Here is a 13,605-nt window from a genome sequence, read left to right on the forward strand (position 1 = left end):
TCAAGGGCCAGAGCTACGGCGAGGAGACGTACTGGTTCACCACCTGCCTGAACTCCAGCCGGGCCATCGACCTCAACGTCTCCGGCTGCCTGCTCACCAAGCCGGCCGGCAGCGGCACCGTCACGGTGACCAACCCGGGCAACCAGTCCACCGTCGTCGGCGGCGCGGTGAACCTCCAGATCGGCGCCACCGGCGGCACCGCCCCGCTGTCCTACGCCGCGACCGGCCTGCCCGCCGGGCTGTCGATCAACTCCTCCACCGGCGTCATCGCCGGCACCGTCTCCACCGCGGGCAGCTCCACCGTGACCGTCACCGTCACGGACGCTGCGGGCACGTCGGCCTCCACCTCCTTCACCTGGGCGGTCTCCACCGGTGGCGGCAGCTGCACCCCGGCGCAGCTGCTGGGCAACGCGGGCTTCGAGACCGGCACCGCCACCCCGTGGACGACGTCGAGCGGCGTGGTGGACAACAGCTCCTCCCAGGCGGCCCACGGCGGCTCCTGGAAGGCGTGGATGAACGGCTACGGCTCGACCCACTCGGACTCGCTGTCGCAGACGGTGAGCATCCCGTCGGGCTGCAAGGCGACGCTGAGCTTCTGGCTGCACATCGACACCGCCGAGTCGGGCACCACCGCGTACGACAAGCTGACCGTGTCGGTCAACGGCACCGCGCTGAAGACCTACTCCAACGTGGACGCCGCGGCCGGCTACCAGCAGCGCACCTTCGACCTGTCGGCCTACGCGGGCCAGAGCGTCACCGTGAAGTTCGCCGGGACCGAGGACGCCTCGCTCCAGACCAGCTTCGTGATCGACGACACCTCCGTCCAGACCGGCTGACCGGGTAACGGCCAAGGGGCGGTGGCCGGTTCGCCGGTCACCGCCCTCGGGTGCGCACCGGCCTATGCTGGTCGGATGATCAAGCCGATAGAGCTGGTGATTTTCGACTGCGACGGCGTCCTGGTGGACAGCGAGGTGATCGCCGTCCGGGTGCTGGTGCGCCTGGGGGCGGAGCACGGCTGGCCGCTGACCGGGGCGGAGGCGATCGAGCTCTTCGTCGGACGGTCCGAGGCCGCCAACCGGGCGACGGTCGCCGAACGGCTGGGCGCCGAGACGGCCGTCCTGTGGAGCAAGCGCTTCGTCGAACTGCACGCCGAGGCGGTCGACGCCGGGCTGACCCCCGTGGCCGGCCTGCCGGAAGCCCTGGCCGCGATCACCCTGCCCACCTGCGTGGCCTCCAGCGGCACCCACGAGAAGATGCGCCACACCCTGGGCCGCACCGGCCTCCACGACCACTTCGCCGGACGGATCTTCAGCGCCACCGAGGTCGGCCGCGGCAAGCCCGCCCCCGACCTCTTCCTGCACGCCGCCCGCTCGATGGGCGTCGACCCGGCCGCCTGCGTGGTGGTCGAGGACAGCCGGCCCGGCGTCGAGGCCGCCCGCGCCGCCGGCATGCGCGCGCTCGGCTACGCGGGCGGCGTCACGGTCGCGGAGCGGCTGGCCGGGCCGGGCACCGTGGTCTTCGACGACATGCGCAAGCTGCCCGGCCTGATCGCGGCAGGCGCGGTCCACCCGGGCTAGCGGCTCGCCCGACGGCACCCCGAGCGCTATATTGAACACGTTCAAACATGGCTCGGGCTGGGGGACGCATGGGCGTTGGGGCGCGCAGGGTGATCACGTGCATGGCGACCTGGGCGGTGCTCCTGGTGGTGGCGCTCCCGCTTCCGCTGCTCCCGGGCCGCTGGGGGGACATGGACCACCAGCGGGCCCTGGGCCTCCTGTGGTGGCTGCTCGCCTTCATCGTCCCGTTCGTGACCTGCGCCGCCAACCGGCGCTGGATCCACGCCAACGAGCGGAAGCCCGGGGGAGCCGCGCGCCGAGCCTGACGCCGGGCCCCGGCGGCCGTCGGTCCGGCGGCAATTCGCTTGCCCGGCGCGGCCGGCGGGTGGCAGGGTCGGACACCATGGCCGCCTCCCGCAAGCTGCACCCCGACGAACTCGACATCGACGAGGCCCTGGTGCGCCGGATGGTCGCCGAGCAGTTCCCGCAGTGGGCCGCTCTGCCGGTCGAGCCGGTGGAACCGGCCGGGACCAGCAACGCGATGTACCGGCTCGGGGCGGAGCTGGTGGTGCGCATCCCGCGGATCCCCGGGGTGGTCGAGGAGATCGCCAAGGAGGACGTCTGGCTGCGCCGCCTGGCCCCGCGGCTGCCGGTCCCGGTGCCGGTCCCGCTGGCCGTGGGCGGGCCGGTCGACGGCTGCCCCTGGCCCTGGTCGGTGCTGCGCTGGATCGACGGCGACACCCCGACGGCCGGCCGGACTGCCGAACCCGGGCTGCTGGCCCGGGACTTGGCGGACTTCGTGACCGCGATGCGCGGGTTCGACCCGGCCGGCGCGCCCGCCGCCTACCGCAGCGAGTCGCTGGCGGACCGGGACACCGGGACGAGGAAGGCGATCGCGGCCGTGCCGGACCTGGTCGACGCCGCCGCCGCGACCGCCGCCTGGGAGCACGCCCTGGCCACCCCCGCGCCCGCCGGCCCCCCGGTCTGGCTCCACGGGGACCTCCAGCCCGGCAACCTGCTGGTCTCCCCGGACGGCCGGCTCGCCGCCGTCATCGACTTCGGCTGCGCGGGCCTGGGCGAACCGGCCGTCGACCTGATCCCGGCCTGGTACGTCCTGCCCGCCGCCGCCCGTGAGGCGTTCCGCGCGGCCGCGGCCCCCGACGACGCGGCCTGGGCCCGCGCCCGCGGCTGGGCCCTCTCGATCGCCCTGCTGGAGGTGGCCTACTACCGGGACAGCGACCCGAGGATGACCGCCATCGCCCGCCACGTCATCGCCGAGGTCCTGGCCGAGCACGCGTAGCGGGACGGGCGCCGCGCCCTGCGGCTCCCCGCCCGTCGTACGGGCGGAGAGCGGCAGGGCCGCCGGCGGGTCAGCCGATCGACAGCCAGCCCGAGTACGTGTTGGTCAGCACCAACAGCCCGGTGTCGCCGTCGTAGAGGGCGTTGTTCAGCTGGATGTGCCCCGTCTCGCGCATGTCGTAGTTGCACTCCGCCCACTGGCCGACGCCGAGGGCGTTGCGGCACGCGCCGGTGCGGCCGTAGTCGGTGCTCCACCGGCCGACGGCGGAGAAGCCGTCCTTCGCGGTGTCGAGCACGAGCACCTTGTCGCCGGCCTTGTCGAAGCAGGTCTTGACCCCGGGGCTGGTGATGCACGGCAGGCTGTCCGCCGCGATCGCGGACTCCGACAGGGTGACGGGCGTCCCGATCGTGAGCGGGTCGGCCTGCGGCGCGGCGACGGCCTGACCGCCGCCGAGGGCGGTGAGCGCGAGCGTCAGGGCGGCGATGCCGACGGCGGCGGCGGATCGCAGGGTCGTGCGGGGCCGGGTTCCGTTGCTGGACATGGATGTTCCCCCTTCGAGGGTGCTGGTGTCGGTCGTCCACCGGAGGAGCCCCCGTGGTGGACACAGCATCAGCTTGCCGATTCCCCAGGGGGGTTGTCGTTAGCAGCCGGTCCACGTCCGCTTCGCTCAGCGTCCACCCGTGGCCGTCGCGGCGGCGCCGTGCCGGAAGTCGCGGGGCGGCAGCCCGTACGCGCCGCGGAAGGCGCGGCTGAAGTCGGCGGCGCGGGGGAACCCGCAGCGGGCCGCGATGGCAGCTGACCGAGATGTGGTGCGCGGCGGCGACCGCGCCGGGGTTGAGGTCCGGTTCGTGCAGGTGGGCGCGGACGAAGGCCCGGACGCGATGGACCAGCGCCCGGCGCCGGCTCTCCGGTGGTACGGCGTCCTCGGCGTCGAGGTGGTGGGCGAGCAGCGCCGACACCAGGTCGAGGGCGGCGGCGCCCAGCCGGGGCGCGTCGCCGGTCCGGTAGGCGCCGGTGTCGGCGGCGATGCTGTTGAGCAGCTGGACGAGCAGGGCGCCCACCCCTTCGCCCCTGGGCATCCGGCGGGCCGTGAGCGTGCCGATCCGGTCCGGCGACCGATCAATGAAGTCCGGCGGGCCCGCGTCCTCTGACGCGGGCCCGCCCAAAGAAAAAACGAAAGAGACGGAAGCCCTCCACCCCCCGCCCTTTCCAGGAACCGCAAGAGCAACGGCGGGCCTGGCCAAGCTTGGCCAGGCCCGCCGAAACCACCGCCAAGCAGCACTCACTTCGCCGCACCACCACTCCCTGCGCAGGAAGTCGGCCAGACCGACTTCCTGCGCAGAGGATGAGCGAGCCAGGTCGAGACGAGGGCGGGACCTGCGATGAACACGCGGCCCCGCCCTCAAACACCGAACGCCCGCCCACCCGCCCCTCCCACAGAGTCAACAAGGTGCGGGGCGGCCCGGCCAAGGTTGGCCGGGCCGCCCGAAAATGAGGCAACCCAGAAGCCCTGGTCAAGACAGCTGCCCCGGCCACGGATGGCCGGGGCAGCCGCAACCACATGCGCGGGAAGTCGGCGGGGCCGACTTCCCGCGCTTACGGGCGGTTGGCTTGGGTGCGGCAGTGGGTGAGGGCGTATTTGAGGCGGGTGTCGGGGTTGGGGGCGGTGGTGAGGAGTTCGCCGGCGGTGACGAGGGTGGTCCAGTACAGGGTGGGGTTGCCGGTGCGGGGCATGGGTCGGGCGGCGGCGAGGGAGAGGTAGGCCGCGGTGAGGTTGCCGGTGGTGAACCAGCGGTGGAGGCCGTGCTGGTGGCCGGGTCGGATGCCGCCCATGGCGTCGATGGCGACGAGGAAGAAGTCGACGACGGCGAGTTCGGTGTCGGTGAGGAAGGCGGGGACGTCGAAGACGCCGAGGGCTTCGAGGAGTTCGCCGGTGTCGGTCTCGGAGCCGGGGCGGGGGTTGGCGAGGAGGGCGTCGTGGCACTCGTTGAGGCGGCGGGTGGTTTCGGCGAGGGGGATGGTGAGGGCGAGGCAGACGGCGCGGGCGCAGGGGAGGGGCTTGTGGGTGCGGCGGGCGAGGAGGGCGTAGGTGTCGGCGGGGGTGCGGCCGCGGGAGAGGGCGTGCCGGGCGAGCGTGGTGAGGTGCATGGGAGTTGGTGTTCTCAGGCGGTGACGAGGATGGGGGCGGGGGCGACGAGGGCCCAGACGTACTTGCCGATGCCGCCGGGGCGGGATTCGCAGCCCCAGCGCTCGGCGAGTTCGTTGACGAGGAGCAGGCCACGGCCGTGCTCGTCGGAGGGGGAGGACGTGCGGACGTTGGGGTGGTTGGTGCCGGCGTCGTGGACTTCGAGGCGCAGGCGGGAGCCGGTGAGGGTGAAGCGGATCTCGATGTGGTCGCCGTCGGGGCAATCGGAGTGCTGGACGGCGTTGGCGAAGAGTTCGCCGAGGAGGAGCTCGGCGGTGTCGGAGTAGCGCTCGCCGGAGGGCATGCCGGAGAGGTAGGCACGGAGCAGGTAGCGGGCCAGGGGCGTGGACTCGATACGGGAGTCGAGGCGCGCGACGAACATGCGGGGGCGGCGGTGGGTTTTGAGCATGGGGGAGTACCTCAAGGGACTGTAGCCGTGCTGCTGAAGGTGGGGCCGGACCGCACTCACGGAGGTCCGGCCCTGGGATGTCGCCGTCGGGTCGGGCGTTTGGTCAGCCGACCGGGACCGCCACGCCTCGGACGAGGAGGGGCAGGCCGTCGCCGTGTTCCCAAGCGTCCCAGGCATCCTCGACGCGGCGGCACTGCTCGTCGGCCATGAGGTCGCGGAGCTGGTGGCGGGGGGCCCAGTGGAGGGCGCGGAGTTCTTCCGGGGGCTGGTGGTGGGTCGCGGTGTTGGCCTGCTGGGGTGTGAGCATTCCGCCCGCATAGACGAGGTTGAGGCCCTCGGGGAACTCGGCGGCGGGCATGTAGTCGATGGTGAGGACGGTGCGCAGGGGAAGGACGAGACCGGTCTCGGTTTCGAGGTGCCGACGGGCCGCGAGGTGCGGGAGCTCGTCCTGCTCGGCGCTGCCGCCGGGGAGGATCAGTCCGTCCATGTAGATCGGATCGACGAGGAGGGCGGAGAGTTCGCCCGATCCGTCGGGGTTCTCGCGCAGGGCGAAGATCTGCTGACCCGACCGGCGGGCCGGGGGCTTGCTCATGATGCGGGTCCTGCTCAACTCTGCTCCAGATACGAGGACTTAAAGGATTACGAAAAGCCAACGAGGCGGCGATTCCCCACAGGAGTCCGGGCGCGATTTCCAGGAGCGGCCGGATGACCCCGCAACGAGAGGCCCTGCCACTGCTGGTGATCGGCCGATGACGAACAGTCAACCGCCCTGCTCTGCGGTCGGCTATGGTCGAGCCAAGCCGGGACGTTGAAACCCTTGAAACCCGACTGCAAGGGGGAACTGTCGTGCGAACCGACCGTGCGCCGAACCGCAAGCTCGCCTCATTGATGACTGAAGCCGCTTGGGGGAACGGCGAGTTGGCGCGGGCCATCAACCGAGCCGGCACCGAGACCGGACAGCGACTCAAGTACGATGCCTCGGCCGTCTCCCACTGGCTCAGCGGCACCTCGCCTTCGGTGAAGGCCCTGCCGATCGTCCTGGAGACGCTGGCGCGGAGGCTCAAGCGACCCATCACCGCCTTCGAGGCCGGATTCCGCGAGACACCTACCACCGTTGACCAGCCGACGGATGCGGTGTCAGGGCTGACCAACCTGGGGAGCCTCGATATGGACCCATCGCGGCGCGGAGTCCTCACGGCAGGCCTGTACTCGGCGGCCCTTGCCATTCCGGGCTGGCCCGACGCGGTGGGCCGCTTCGAGAGGCTGCGAACCGACCCTCACCTGCGGATCGGCATGGCGGAGGTGCGGGCGGTCGCGGCGATGACCGGGCGGATCAGTGACCTGGACGACCAGTTCGGCGGCCGGATGGCCCGCCCGATGGCAGCTTCGTTCCTGGTGAACACGATCGTCCCGTACCTTCGGGCGGACGCCGGTGAGGACGTCCGCAAGGCCATGCTGTCGGCCGCCGCCGACCACTGCTACCTGACCGGCTACATGGCCATGGACGAACGCCACGACTCCCTGGCTCAGCACTACTACCTGAAGGCCCTGGAGCTGGCCGGGCACGCGGGCGACCACCTCACGTACTGCACCACCCTGCGGGGCATGAGCGTCCAGGCCGTCGACCTCGGCCACGGCAGTACCGCCCTGCGGTTCGCGGACGCCGCCTCGGCAGCCTCCCCCCAGGCCGGCCCTCGCATGAGGGCCTTCCTCGCCGGCCAGCAGGCCCACGCCCTCGCCCAGACCGGAGACAGGGCCGGAGCCCTGCACCACCTGCGAACAGCAGAAGTCGCGATGGAGCAGGCCGAGTCCAAAGCGAAGGCGTTCGGCTCCTACGATCCGTCCTCCCTCGCCTACCACGAGGCCCAGGTCCGCTGGGAGCTCGGGGACAAGACTGGTGCCATCAGCGCGATGGAGACGTCCGACCGCCTGCGGTACTCCGTATACATTCGCAATCGGGTGCGGATGACCGGCATGCTCGCGGAGTGGAAGCTGCAGGCCGGCCGCCTCGAAGAAGCCTGCGCGGACTGGCACCGGGCGTTGGACGACTACCCGACCATCCAGTCCGGCCGGGCCGACGACCGCTTCCGCTCGATGCTCTCCGCGACCCGGCCACACCGCCGCAACCCCCGAGTGAGCGAACTCCTGGAGCGCGCCCGCCCCATGGCGGGTAGCCGGTAATCCGCAAACGGTTCGCACTCCGTGTAGTCGTTGTGCTACTTTCCGCATCATCAACAGAACATAGGAGACCCCGGCGGTGGTGACACACCCCGGGGTCGGGCACCAGGAGTCGAACCTCCAGATGCAGATTCATCGTAGCGCGCACACGCGCGCGTTCACCGTGCTTCCCAACGGCCTGTTGCAGGACCGGCGGCTCAGCTACACCGCTCGGGGCCTCCTTGCCGACCTCCTCTCCCGGCCGAGCGGCTGGCGGGAGGACGGGCGGCAGATGGCGGACAGCAGTCCGCAGGGGCGGGGCGCCGTCCGGCGGGCGCTCAAAGAACTGAAGGACGCCGGGTACTACCGGGTCGACACGGTCCGGATGGCCGACGGAACGGTCCGGTCCGAGGCCCACGTCTTCGACACCCCGCAGCCCGAACCGGCTGTCCCCCGCCCGGCCTCCGGTGGGCGAGGGACCGGCCGCACTGTCACCCCTCCCGTAAAGGACCCGGGGCAAGAACCCACCCTCCCGGATGAACGGACGCGGGCGGCCGTGGCCACCCTGTTCCGGGTGATCCGGCCCGAACCGCGTCTGCGCCTCGGCGAGGCCGAGGCGCAGGCGCTGGCTCCGCTCGTCTCGCAGTGGCTGGAACGAGGCTGCGGCGAAGCCGAGTTGGCACACGCCCTGCTCCCCGGGCTGCCGCAGCCGATGCACTCCCCGGCGGCGATCCTCCGGGACCGCCTGCAACGCAAGCTGCCGCCGGAACGCCCCGAAGCGCCCCCGTCGACGCCGTACGCCGAGTGCGGCCGCTGCCACGACCCCGTGCCCCGGCCGGGGATCTGCCGCACCTGCGCGGGCCTCGACGCGAGAACCGTCGCCGTCGGCACCGGCGCCCCCGCCACCCCCGGCGGTGTCGCCCGGGCGCGCGCGGCCCTGCGCGGGTGGCCCCGGCGGCCGGCCGTCGCGAACTCGTAGCGGGCGAACCCCCCTCGGGGCGGATGGTCTGGCCGAGCACACGTAAGCGGGCGGGCCGCTCCCCGCCCGCGAGGCGACGGGAGGGGAGCGGTCGGCGGCTCGTTACCAGGACCAGAGCGCGCCGGACTGGCCCTTGTACTCCCACTGCTGGGCGTTGGCCCCGTTCGTGTCGGAGGAGCTGGTGATCTCCAGGACCTTGCCGCTGTGGTTCCGGATCGTCCACCGGTTCGTCCGTTCCTGGACCGTCCACCACTTCGCGCCGTCCTGGCCGTTGCACGACCACTGCTGGGCCTCGGCGCCGTTCGAGGTGGAGGAGCTCTGGATCTCCAGGCACTTGCCGCTGTGAGCGTTCACGAGGTTCCAGTAGCCGTTGCCCGCGGACCGCCACTGCCACTTCGATCCGGCCTGGCCCTTGCAGTCCCACTGTTGGGCCCTGGCGCCGTTCGCGGTGGAGGAACTGGTGATCTCCAGGCACTTGCCGTTGTCGTTCTTGATCTCGATCGCTCCCGTGAGGCCGGCGTGCGAGTCGGCGACGGCCTGGCCGCCGCCGAGGCCGCTGAGGGTGAGCGTGAGGGCGGCGAGGCCGACGGCGGCGGCGGAGCGCCGGGTGCTGCGGAGTCCGTTGCTGGACATGGATGGTCCCCCTTCGAGGGTGCTGGTGTCTTCGCGTCCACCACTTGATCCCCCGTGGTGGACACAGCATCAGCTTGCCGACCCCCCAAGGGGGTTGTCGTGAGCAGCCGGTCCACGTCCGCTTCGCTCAGCGTCCACCCGTGGCCGTCGCGGTGGCACCGTGGCGGTAGTCGCTGGGTGGCAGGCCGTACGCGCCGCGGAAGGCGCGGCTGAAGTCGGCGGCGCGGGGGAATCCGCAGCGGGCCGCGATGGCGTGGACGGGCGTCGCGGCCAGGGCCGGGTCGGCGAGGTCGCGGCGGGCTCGTTCGAGGCGCTGGCGGCGGATCCAGGCGGCGACGGTCTCCTCCTCGCCCTCGAAGAGGCGGTGCAGGTAGCTGACCGAGATGTGGTGCGCGGCGGCGACGGCGCCGGGGTTGAGGTCCGGTTCGTGCAGGTGGGCGCGGACGAAGGCCCGGATCCGTTGGACCAGTGCCCGGCGCCGGCTCTCCGGCGGGACGGCGTCCTCGGCGTCGAGGTGGTGGGCGAGCAGCGCCGACACCAGGTCGAGGGCGGCGGTGCCCAGCCGGGGCGCGTCGCCGGTCCGGTAGGCGCCGGTGTCGGCGGCGATGCCGTTGAGCAGCTGGACGAGCAGGGCGCCCACCCCTTCGCCCCCGGGCATTCGGCGGGCGATCAGCCCGGCCACCTTGTCAGGTGGCAGCGGCACGGCCTGCCGGGGAAGGGTCAGCCAGGCCCCGCGGATCTGCCGGCGCGGATCGTCGGTGCTCACCTGGAGGGCGATGGGCCGGACGCTGTCGTACATCACCAGGTCCTGCGGGCGCCATTCGCCGTGGCCGTCGTGCCGGGCCGCCGGCCCGGCACCCGGGAACGGCAGTGAGAGGAGGTAGAACTCCGGGTCGGACGAGCGGATCAGGCGCGCCGGCCGGCGCACGGTGATCGACGGGCTCTCCATGTTCCAGAGCTGCATCTCACCGAGCGTCAGGACGCGCAGCTCCGCCCGGAAGTCGGCGGCGTGTCCCGTGCTGGCCTCGATCGGCGCGCTCATCTCGGAGAGTCGGTGCCGCCAGTACTCCAGGCGGTCCGGCGGCGCCACGTCCTCGGTCCGGTGCACCGTCTCGTCCAGCATGCCCGCCCTCCCCGACTCGCGCTTCCGGTAAGGGCATTGTCACATCACGAACGGTCTCGTTCAGGAAGGCCCTCGGGGCACCTGGTGCTGCCACTCCCGGGCGAACACCACCGAGCCCGCCTCCAGTGCCCGCAGCTGGACGACGCTGATGAAGTGTTCGGCATCGCAGCGCAGTTGGGTGCGGGTCTGGACGGTGACGTCCCAGCCGATGTCGGGCCGCTCCAGGCGGACGGTGCGGTCGGTGCGGGCCTGGGCGCTGAGCGGGGCGCCGGTGAGCACCCGGTAGGCGGTGACGGTGTGTTCGTCGCGGACCAGGCCGTCGGGGTGGGTGCGGGTGCCGTCGGTGGCGGGGGAGAGCTCGGTGCGCCACTCGTGGCGGCCGATGTCGTGCACGGTGAGGTGTTCGGGCCGGACGGTGAGCGGTTCGGTGAGGTGGATGTCGAGCGGTGCGGGCAGCACCGGGGGCTCGAAGGTGACGGGCGGGGCGCCGACGTCGGCGGCGAGGTGGCGCACTGGCAGGCTCAGGGTGGAGCGGGACGGGTCGACGCCGTACCCGGTGTCCTCCGCGGGGGGCCAGACCCAGGGCCAGTAGACCGAGGAGAGGGCGAGCCGCAGCCGGTGCCCGGCCGGGACCGTCCAGGCGCAGGCCGCGAGCTCGACCTCGGCGTCGGGTCCGTCGGCGACCAGGAAGCCCCGGGTGACCAGCTCCGAGGTGCCGTCCGGGCCGACCGCGCACAGCCGCACCGTCACCTGGACGGGTGCCCCGTCCTCGCGCAGCCGCAGCCGGACGGTCGGGGCGCCGAGCAGTTCGACGGGTTCGGGCAGCGGCTGGGAGTCGAAGCAGACCGAGCGGCCGTCCTCCTCGCGCTGGTCCGGCGGCCGGTCGGCGGGGCGGCCGTGGGGGACGTAGGCGCCCGCGTTGAGGCCGGTGTGCTGCGGGGACCGGACCGGGACGTACCGGTCGTGGGCGGCGGTGCCGGCGGTGCGCAGCGGCCCGTCCAGGCCGTAGTGGATCTCCCGGACGTCGGGGGAGGGCCAGGCCTCGTCCCCGGTCCAGCGGGTGGCGAGCCAGGCGCGCAGGGCGGGTTCCTTGAGGGCGCCGTTGTCGATGCCGCGCAGCCAGTGGTCCCACCAGCGCAGCGTGTCGGGCAGGGCGGCCTCGGGCAGGCCGTGCGGCCAGGGGCCGATCAGGGCGCGCGCGGTGGGGGACTCGGCGAGCAGCCGCAGCACGAAGGAGCAGGACGGGTCGCCCCAGCCGGCCACGGCGAGGGCGGGCACGGACACCGGGACGGTGCTCTCGCGGGGTGCGAGCCAGTCGTCGACGGGCGGCTGCAGCGCCTCCAGCCGGGCCAGCCAGGCGGCCCGCCAGGCGTCGCCGACGTGCCGCGGGTCCGGCGGCAGGGCGGCGTCGGCGACCAGGGCGGTGAGCCGGGTGTGCAGGTCGGCCGCGAGCACGGCCCCGCCGAGCCGGTGGCCGCCCTCGGGGCAGGCGGTGACGACGGCGCCGACGGTGGCGGGGGTGCGGGCGGCGAGCCGCAGGGCGGTGGTGCCGGCGGTGCCGGTGCCGAGCAGGCCGAGCCGGCCGTTGCACCAGGGGCGGCGGGCGAGCCAGTCGACCACGGCGGCGCCGTCGGCCAGCTCCTGTTCGCCGCCGGGTTCGCCGGGGATGCCCTCGGAGTTGCCGTGCCCGCGGGTGTCGACCCGGACGGCGGCGTAGCCGTGGCCCGCGTACCAGGGGTGGCGGCGGGCGTCCTCGGCGGCGGTCCGGTCGGTGAGGCGGCCGCCGGAGTACTCCAGCAGCGCGGGGCCGGGCTCGTCACCGACCGGCCGCCACAGCCGGGCGGCCAGCCGGGTGCCGTCGGGCAGCGGGATGCGCAGGTCCTCGCGGGTGGTGTGGAAGGGGTAGGACGGCATGGCCGCTCCCATCGGTCCCGGGCGTCGGCCTTCCGACGGTTCGGTATTTCCGACAGTAGGGGAGGGAGCGGCCCTTTTCCTGATGAGAGGGGCCTGATGAGCGGGGCCCCGGTGGGGCGCCCCAGGTCAGGCCTTGCTCAGCCAGGCGGTGGCGTTGAGGGCGAGGGCGGCGTCGGTGCCCGCCGGGTCGTCCCAGCCGTTGTACAGGGTGTTGCCGGACTGGCCGGTGCCGTCGTCGATCGGGGAGCTGTCGCCCCAGATCGCGACCCGGCCGGAGCCGAAGGTGCTGGTGACGAAGAACGCGCCGGTGGTGCCGCTGTAGCCGGTCCGGTAGACAAGGCCCTTGACGTTCGGGTTGTCGGCGGGCTTGAGGGTGAAGGTGGTGCCGTTGCGCAGGATGGAGCCGGTGACGGTGCCGAAGGGGCCGTGCAGCACCGGGTCGGTCGGGGCGTCGGCCGCGCGCGGGTTGTCGGTGGTGATGTTGAGCAGGTCGACCGAGAAGCCGAAGGGGTCGTTGTTGTTCACCCCGTTGTTGGTCAGCAGGTCGTTGATGATCTTCGGGGAGTCCCAGCCGTCGTTGTTGCGGTCGCTGTTGGTGTGGTCGGAGACCAGGAAGAGCCCGCCGCCGTTCTTCACGAAGTTCATGATCGCGGCCTTTTCGCCCGCGGAGAAGCGCGTGTTGGGCTCCGGGATCACGAAGGTGTCGAAGTTGGCGAGGTCGAGCGCGGCGCCGGTGCCGTAGCTGATGGTGGACCCGGCCGGGAGGGTCTTCAGGCTGTACTGGCCGGTCTTCTGGAGGGCGACGCCCCAGGCGGACAGAGCGCCGGTCCAGCTCTTCTCGGTGGTGGGGTTGGCGTTCTGGGCCAGCGGGTCGGGCTGGCTGGTGCTGATGATCCAGTCGGCGTTGCCCGCGGTCTCGGCCTTGCTGTTGTCGAACAGCACCCGGTGCGGGGTGGCGCCGACGGTGGCGGTCCTGGCGGCGGGAGCGGCGGGCGCGGTGAGAGCGGCGGGCGCGGCGGGGCCGGGCGCGGCGGTGGCGGCGGGGGTGGTGAGACCGGCCGTGAGCAGGGCCGTTCCGGCGAGAGCCGCGGCGGTTCGGATGCGGATCGTCATGTGCCGTTCCTCCGTGGGGAGTTGAGGGGGCAGCGCTCAGGTTTTCGCGCGTAGAACGGGAGTATCCGCGCGTAGAGCGCAGGGTGAAAGCCCTCCGAGGTTACGAAGCCTTGTACGGGTCGTGACGATCTCCGGGAGGGGGGTGGAAGCCGGGGGAGACCGGGGAGAGGCGAATCCGTAATTGCGCATGACTTGCAACTGCGCGCACCTAGGCGGAAAGATGGCCCAGCTTCGAC

The 13,605-nt window shown here is 72.7% G+C and carries 13 protein-coding genes and 2 pseudogenes; 7 read left to right on the plus strand and 8 right to left on the minus strand.

Translation table 11 applies throughout. From position 1 onward, the window contains the following. Window positions 1-116 precede the first annotated feature (116 nt). The 4 genes and pseudogenes from ACGFSC_RS34925 to ACGFSC_RS34940 form a co-directional block, all read left to right on the plus strand. Window positions 117-836 (plus strand): annotated as a pseudogene (locus tag ACGFSC_RS34925) (putative Ig domain-containing protein); the annotation flags it as partial. Between the two features lie 75 nt (window positions 837-911). Further along, window positions 912-1,577 carry an HAD family hydrolase gene (locus tag ACGFSC_RS34930; RefSeq protein ID WP_359907982.1) on the plus strand — a complete coding sequence of 222 codons (666 nt, stop codon included), beginning with the start codon at window positions 912-914 and terminating at the stop codon, window positions 1,575-1,577. Between the two features lie 101 nt (window positions 1,578-1,678). After that, complete coding sequence (locus ACGFSC_RS34935; RefSeq protein ID WP_359907980.1) at window positions 1,679-1,882, plus strand: hypothetical protein; 204 nt, start codon at window positions 1,679-1,681, stop codon at window positions 1,880-1,882. Window positions 1,883-1,959: 77 nt separating this feature from the next. Further along, the gene (locus ACGFSC_RS34940; protein ID WP_359907977.1) at window positions 1,960-2,856 is read left to right on the plus strand and encodes an aminoglycoside phosphotransferase family protein; all 897 of its coding nucleotides are present in this window, start codon (window positions 1,960-1,962) and stop codon (window positions 2,854-2,856) included. A gap of 70 nt (window positions 2,857-2,926) precedes the next feature. Here the strand turns inward: ACGFSC_RS34940 and ACGFSC_RS34945 are convergent, their stop codons facing one another. Continuing rightward, entirely contained in the window at window positions 2,927-3,397 is a 471-nt protein-coding gene (locus ACGFSC_RS34945; protein ID WP_359907975.1) for a hypothetical protein, read from the minus strand. Window positions 3,398-3,536: 139 nt separating this feature from the next. On the opposite strand from ACGFSC_RS34945, the gene ACGFSC_RS34950 reads away from it, so the two are divergent. After that, window positions 3,537-4,007, plus strand: a complete 471-nt coding sequence (locus tag ACGFSC_RS34950; protein WP_359907972.1) for a hypothetical protein — start codon at window positions 3,537-3,539, stop codon at window positions 4,005-4,007. A 445-nt stretch (window positions 4,008-4,452) separates the two neighbouring features. On the opposite strand, the gene ACGFSC_RS34955 is transcribed toward ACGFSC_RS34950, so the two are convergent. From ACGFSC_RS34955 to ACGFSC_RS34965, 3 genes are all read right to left on the minus strand, one after another. Next, window positions 4,453-5,004, minus strand: coding sequence for a hypothetical protein (locus ACGFSC_RS34955; protein WP_359912308.1), 552 nt, complete (start codon window positions 5,002-5,004; stop codon window positions 4,453-4,455). Window positions 5,005-5,018: 14 nt separating this feature from the next. Beyond that, window positions 5,019-5,450 (minus strand): ATP-binding protein, encoded by a 432-nt coding sequence (locus ACGFSC_RS34960; protein WP_359912305.1) that lies wholly within the window; start codon window positions 5,448-5,450, stop codon window positions 5,019-5,021. Between the two features lie 103 nt (window positions 5,451-5,553). Beyond that, window positions 5,554-6,042: an NUDIX domain-containing protein gene (locus ACGFSC_RS34965; RefSeq protein ID WP_359912302.1), complete on the minus strand. Its 489-nt coding sequence runs from the start codon at window positions 6,040-6,042 to the stop codon at window positions 5,554-5,556. A gap of 296 nt (window positions 6,043-6,338) precedes the next feature. Here ACGFSC_RS34965 and ACGFSC_RS34970 point away from each other — a divergent pair, with 296 nt between their 5' ends. Both ACGFSC_RS34970 and ACGFSC_RS34975 read left to right on the plus strand, forming a co-directional pair. Then, window positions 6,339-7,631 carry a tetratricopeptide repeat protein gene (locus ACGFSC_RS34970; protein WP_359912299.1) on the plus strand — a complete coding sequence of 431 codons (1,293 nt, stop codon included), beginning with the start codon at window positions 6,339-6,341 and terminating at the stop codon, window positions 7,629-7,631. Between the two features lie 121 nt (window positions 7,632-7,752). Further along, window positions 7,753-8,586, plus strand: a complete 834-nt coding sequence (locus ACGFSC_RS34975) for a hypothetical protein (RefSeq protein WP_359912296.1) — start codon at window positions 7,753-7,755, stop codon at window positions 8,584-8,586. Between the two features lie 102 nt (window positions 8,587-8,688). On the opposite strand, the gene ACGFSC_RS34980 is transcribed toward ACGFSC_RS34975, so the two are convergent. The 4 genes and pseudogenes from ACGFSC_RS34980 to ACGFSC_RS34995 form a co-directional block, all read right to left on the minus strand. Beyond that, window positions 8,689-9,219, minus strand: coding sequence for an RICIN domain-containing protein (locus ACGFSC_RS34980; RefSeq protein WP_359912294.1), 531 nt, complete (start codon window positions 9,217-9,219; stop codon window positions 8,689-8,691). 127 nt (window positions 9,220-9,346) lie between these two features. Further along, a complete protein-coding gene (locus ACGFSC_RS34985) occupies window positions 9,347-10,342 on the minus strand; it encodes a helix-turn-helix domain-containing protein (RefSeq protein WP_359912291.1) in 996 nt (331 codons plus the stop codon). 60 nt (window positions 10,343-10,402) lie between these two features. Then, window positions 10,403-12,256 (minus strand): CocE/NonD family hydrolase, encoded by a 1,854-nt coding sequence (locus tag ACGFSC_RS34990; protein WP_359912288.1) that lies wholly within the window; start codon window positions 12,254-12,256, stop codon window positions 10,403-10,405. Window positions 12,257-12,385: 129 nt separating this feature from the next. Next, a pseudogene (locus tag ACGFSC_RS34995) lies at window positions 12,386-13,369 on the minus strand (hydrolase); the annotation flags it as partial. Window positions 13,370-13,605: the final 236 nt, after the last annotated feature.

The organism is Kitasatospora sp. NPDC048715 (assembly GCF_043198905.1).
Classification (GTDB): domain Bacteria; phylum Actinomycetota; class Actinomycetes; order Streptomycetales; family Streptomycetaceae; genus Kitasatospora; species Kitasatospora lactacystinica.

What these genes read in the sequence shown, in the direction of transcription:
- ACGFSC_RS34930 (WP_359907982.1), top strand. Translation starts at nt 912, where the DNA reads ATGATCAAGCCGATAGAGCTGGTGATTTTCGACTGCGACGGCGTCCTG.
- ACGFSC_RS34935 (WP_359907980.1), top strand. Translation starts at nt 1,679, where the DNA reads ATGGCGACCTGGGCGGTGCTCCTGGTGGTGGCGCTCCCGCTTCCGCTG.
- ACGFSC_RS34940 (WP_359907977.1), top strand. Translation starts at nt 1,960, where the DNA reads ATGGCCGCCTCCCGCAAGCTGCACCCCGACGAACTCGACATCGACGAG.
- ACGFSC_RS34945 (WP_359907975.1), bottom strand. Translation starts at nt 3,397, where the DNA reads ATGTCCAGCAACGGAACCCGGCCCCGCACGACCCTGCGATCCGCCGCC.
- ACGFSC_RS34955 (WP_359912308.1), bottom strand. Translation starts at nt 5,004, where the DNA reads ATGCACCTCACCACGCTCGCCCGGCACGCCCTCTCCCGCGGCCGCACC.
- ACGFSC_RS34960 (WP_359912305.1), bottom strand. Translation starts at nt 5,450, where the DNA reads ATGCTCAAAACCCACCGCCGCCCCCGCATGTTCGTCGCGCGCCTCGAC.
- ACGFSC_RS34965 (WP_359912302.1), bottom strand. Translation starts at nt 6,042, where the DNA reads ATGAGCAAGCCCCCGGCCCGCCGGTCGGGTCAGCAGATCTTCGCCCTG.
- ACGFSC_RS34970 (WP_359912299.1), top strand. Translation starts at nt 6,339, where the DNA reads ATGACTGAAGCCGCTTGGGGGAACGGCGAGTTGGCGCGGGCCATCAAC.
- ACGFSC_RS34975 (WP_359912296.1), top strand. Translation starts at nt 7,753, where the DNA reads ATGCAGATTCATCGTAGCGCGCACACGCGCGCGTTCACCGTGCTTCCC.
- ACGFSC_RS34980 (WP_359912294.1), bottom strand. Translation starts at nt 9,219, where the DNA reads ATGTCCAGCAACGGACTCCGCAGCACCCGGCGCTCCGCCGCCGCCGTC.
- ACGFSC_RS34985 (WP_359912291.1), bottom strand. Translation starts at nt 10,342, where the DNA reads ATGCTGGACGAGACGGTGCACCGGACCGAGGACGTGGCGCCGCCGGAC.
- ACGFSC_RS34990 (WP_359912288.1), bottom strand. Translation starts at nt 12,256, where the DNA reads ATGCCGTCCTACCCCTTCCACACCACCCGCGAGGACCTGCGCATCCCG.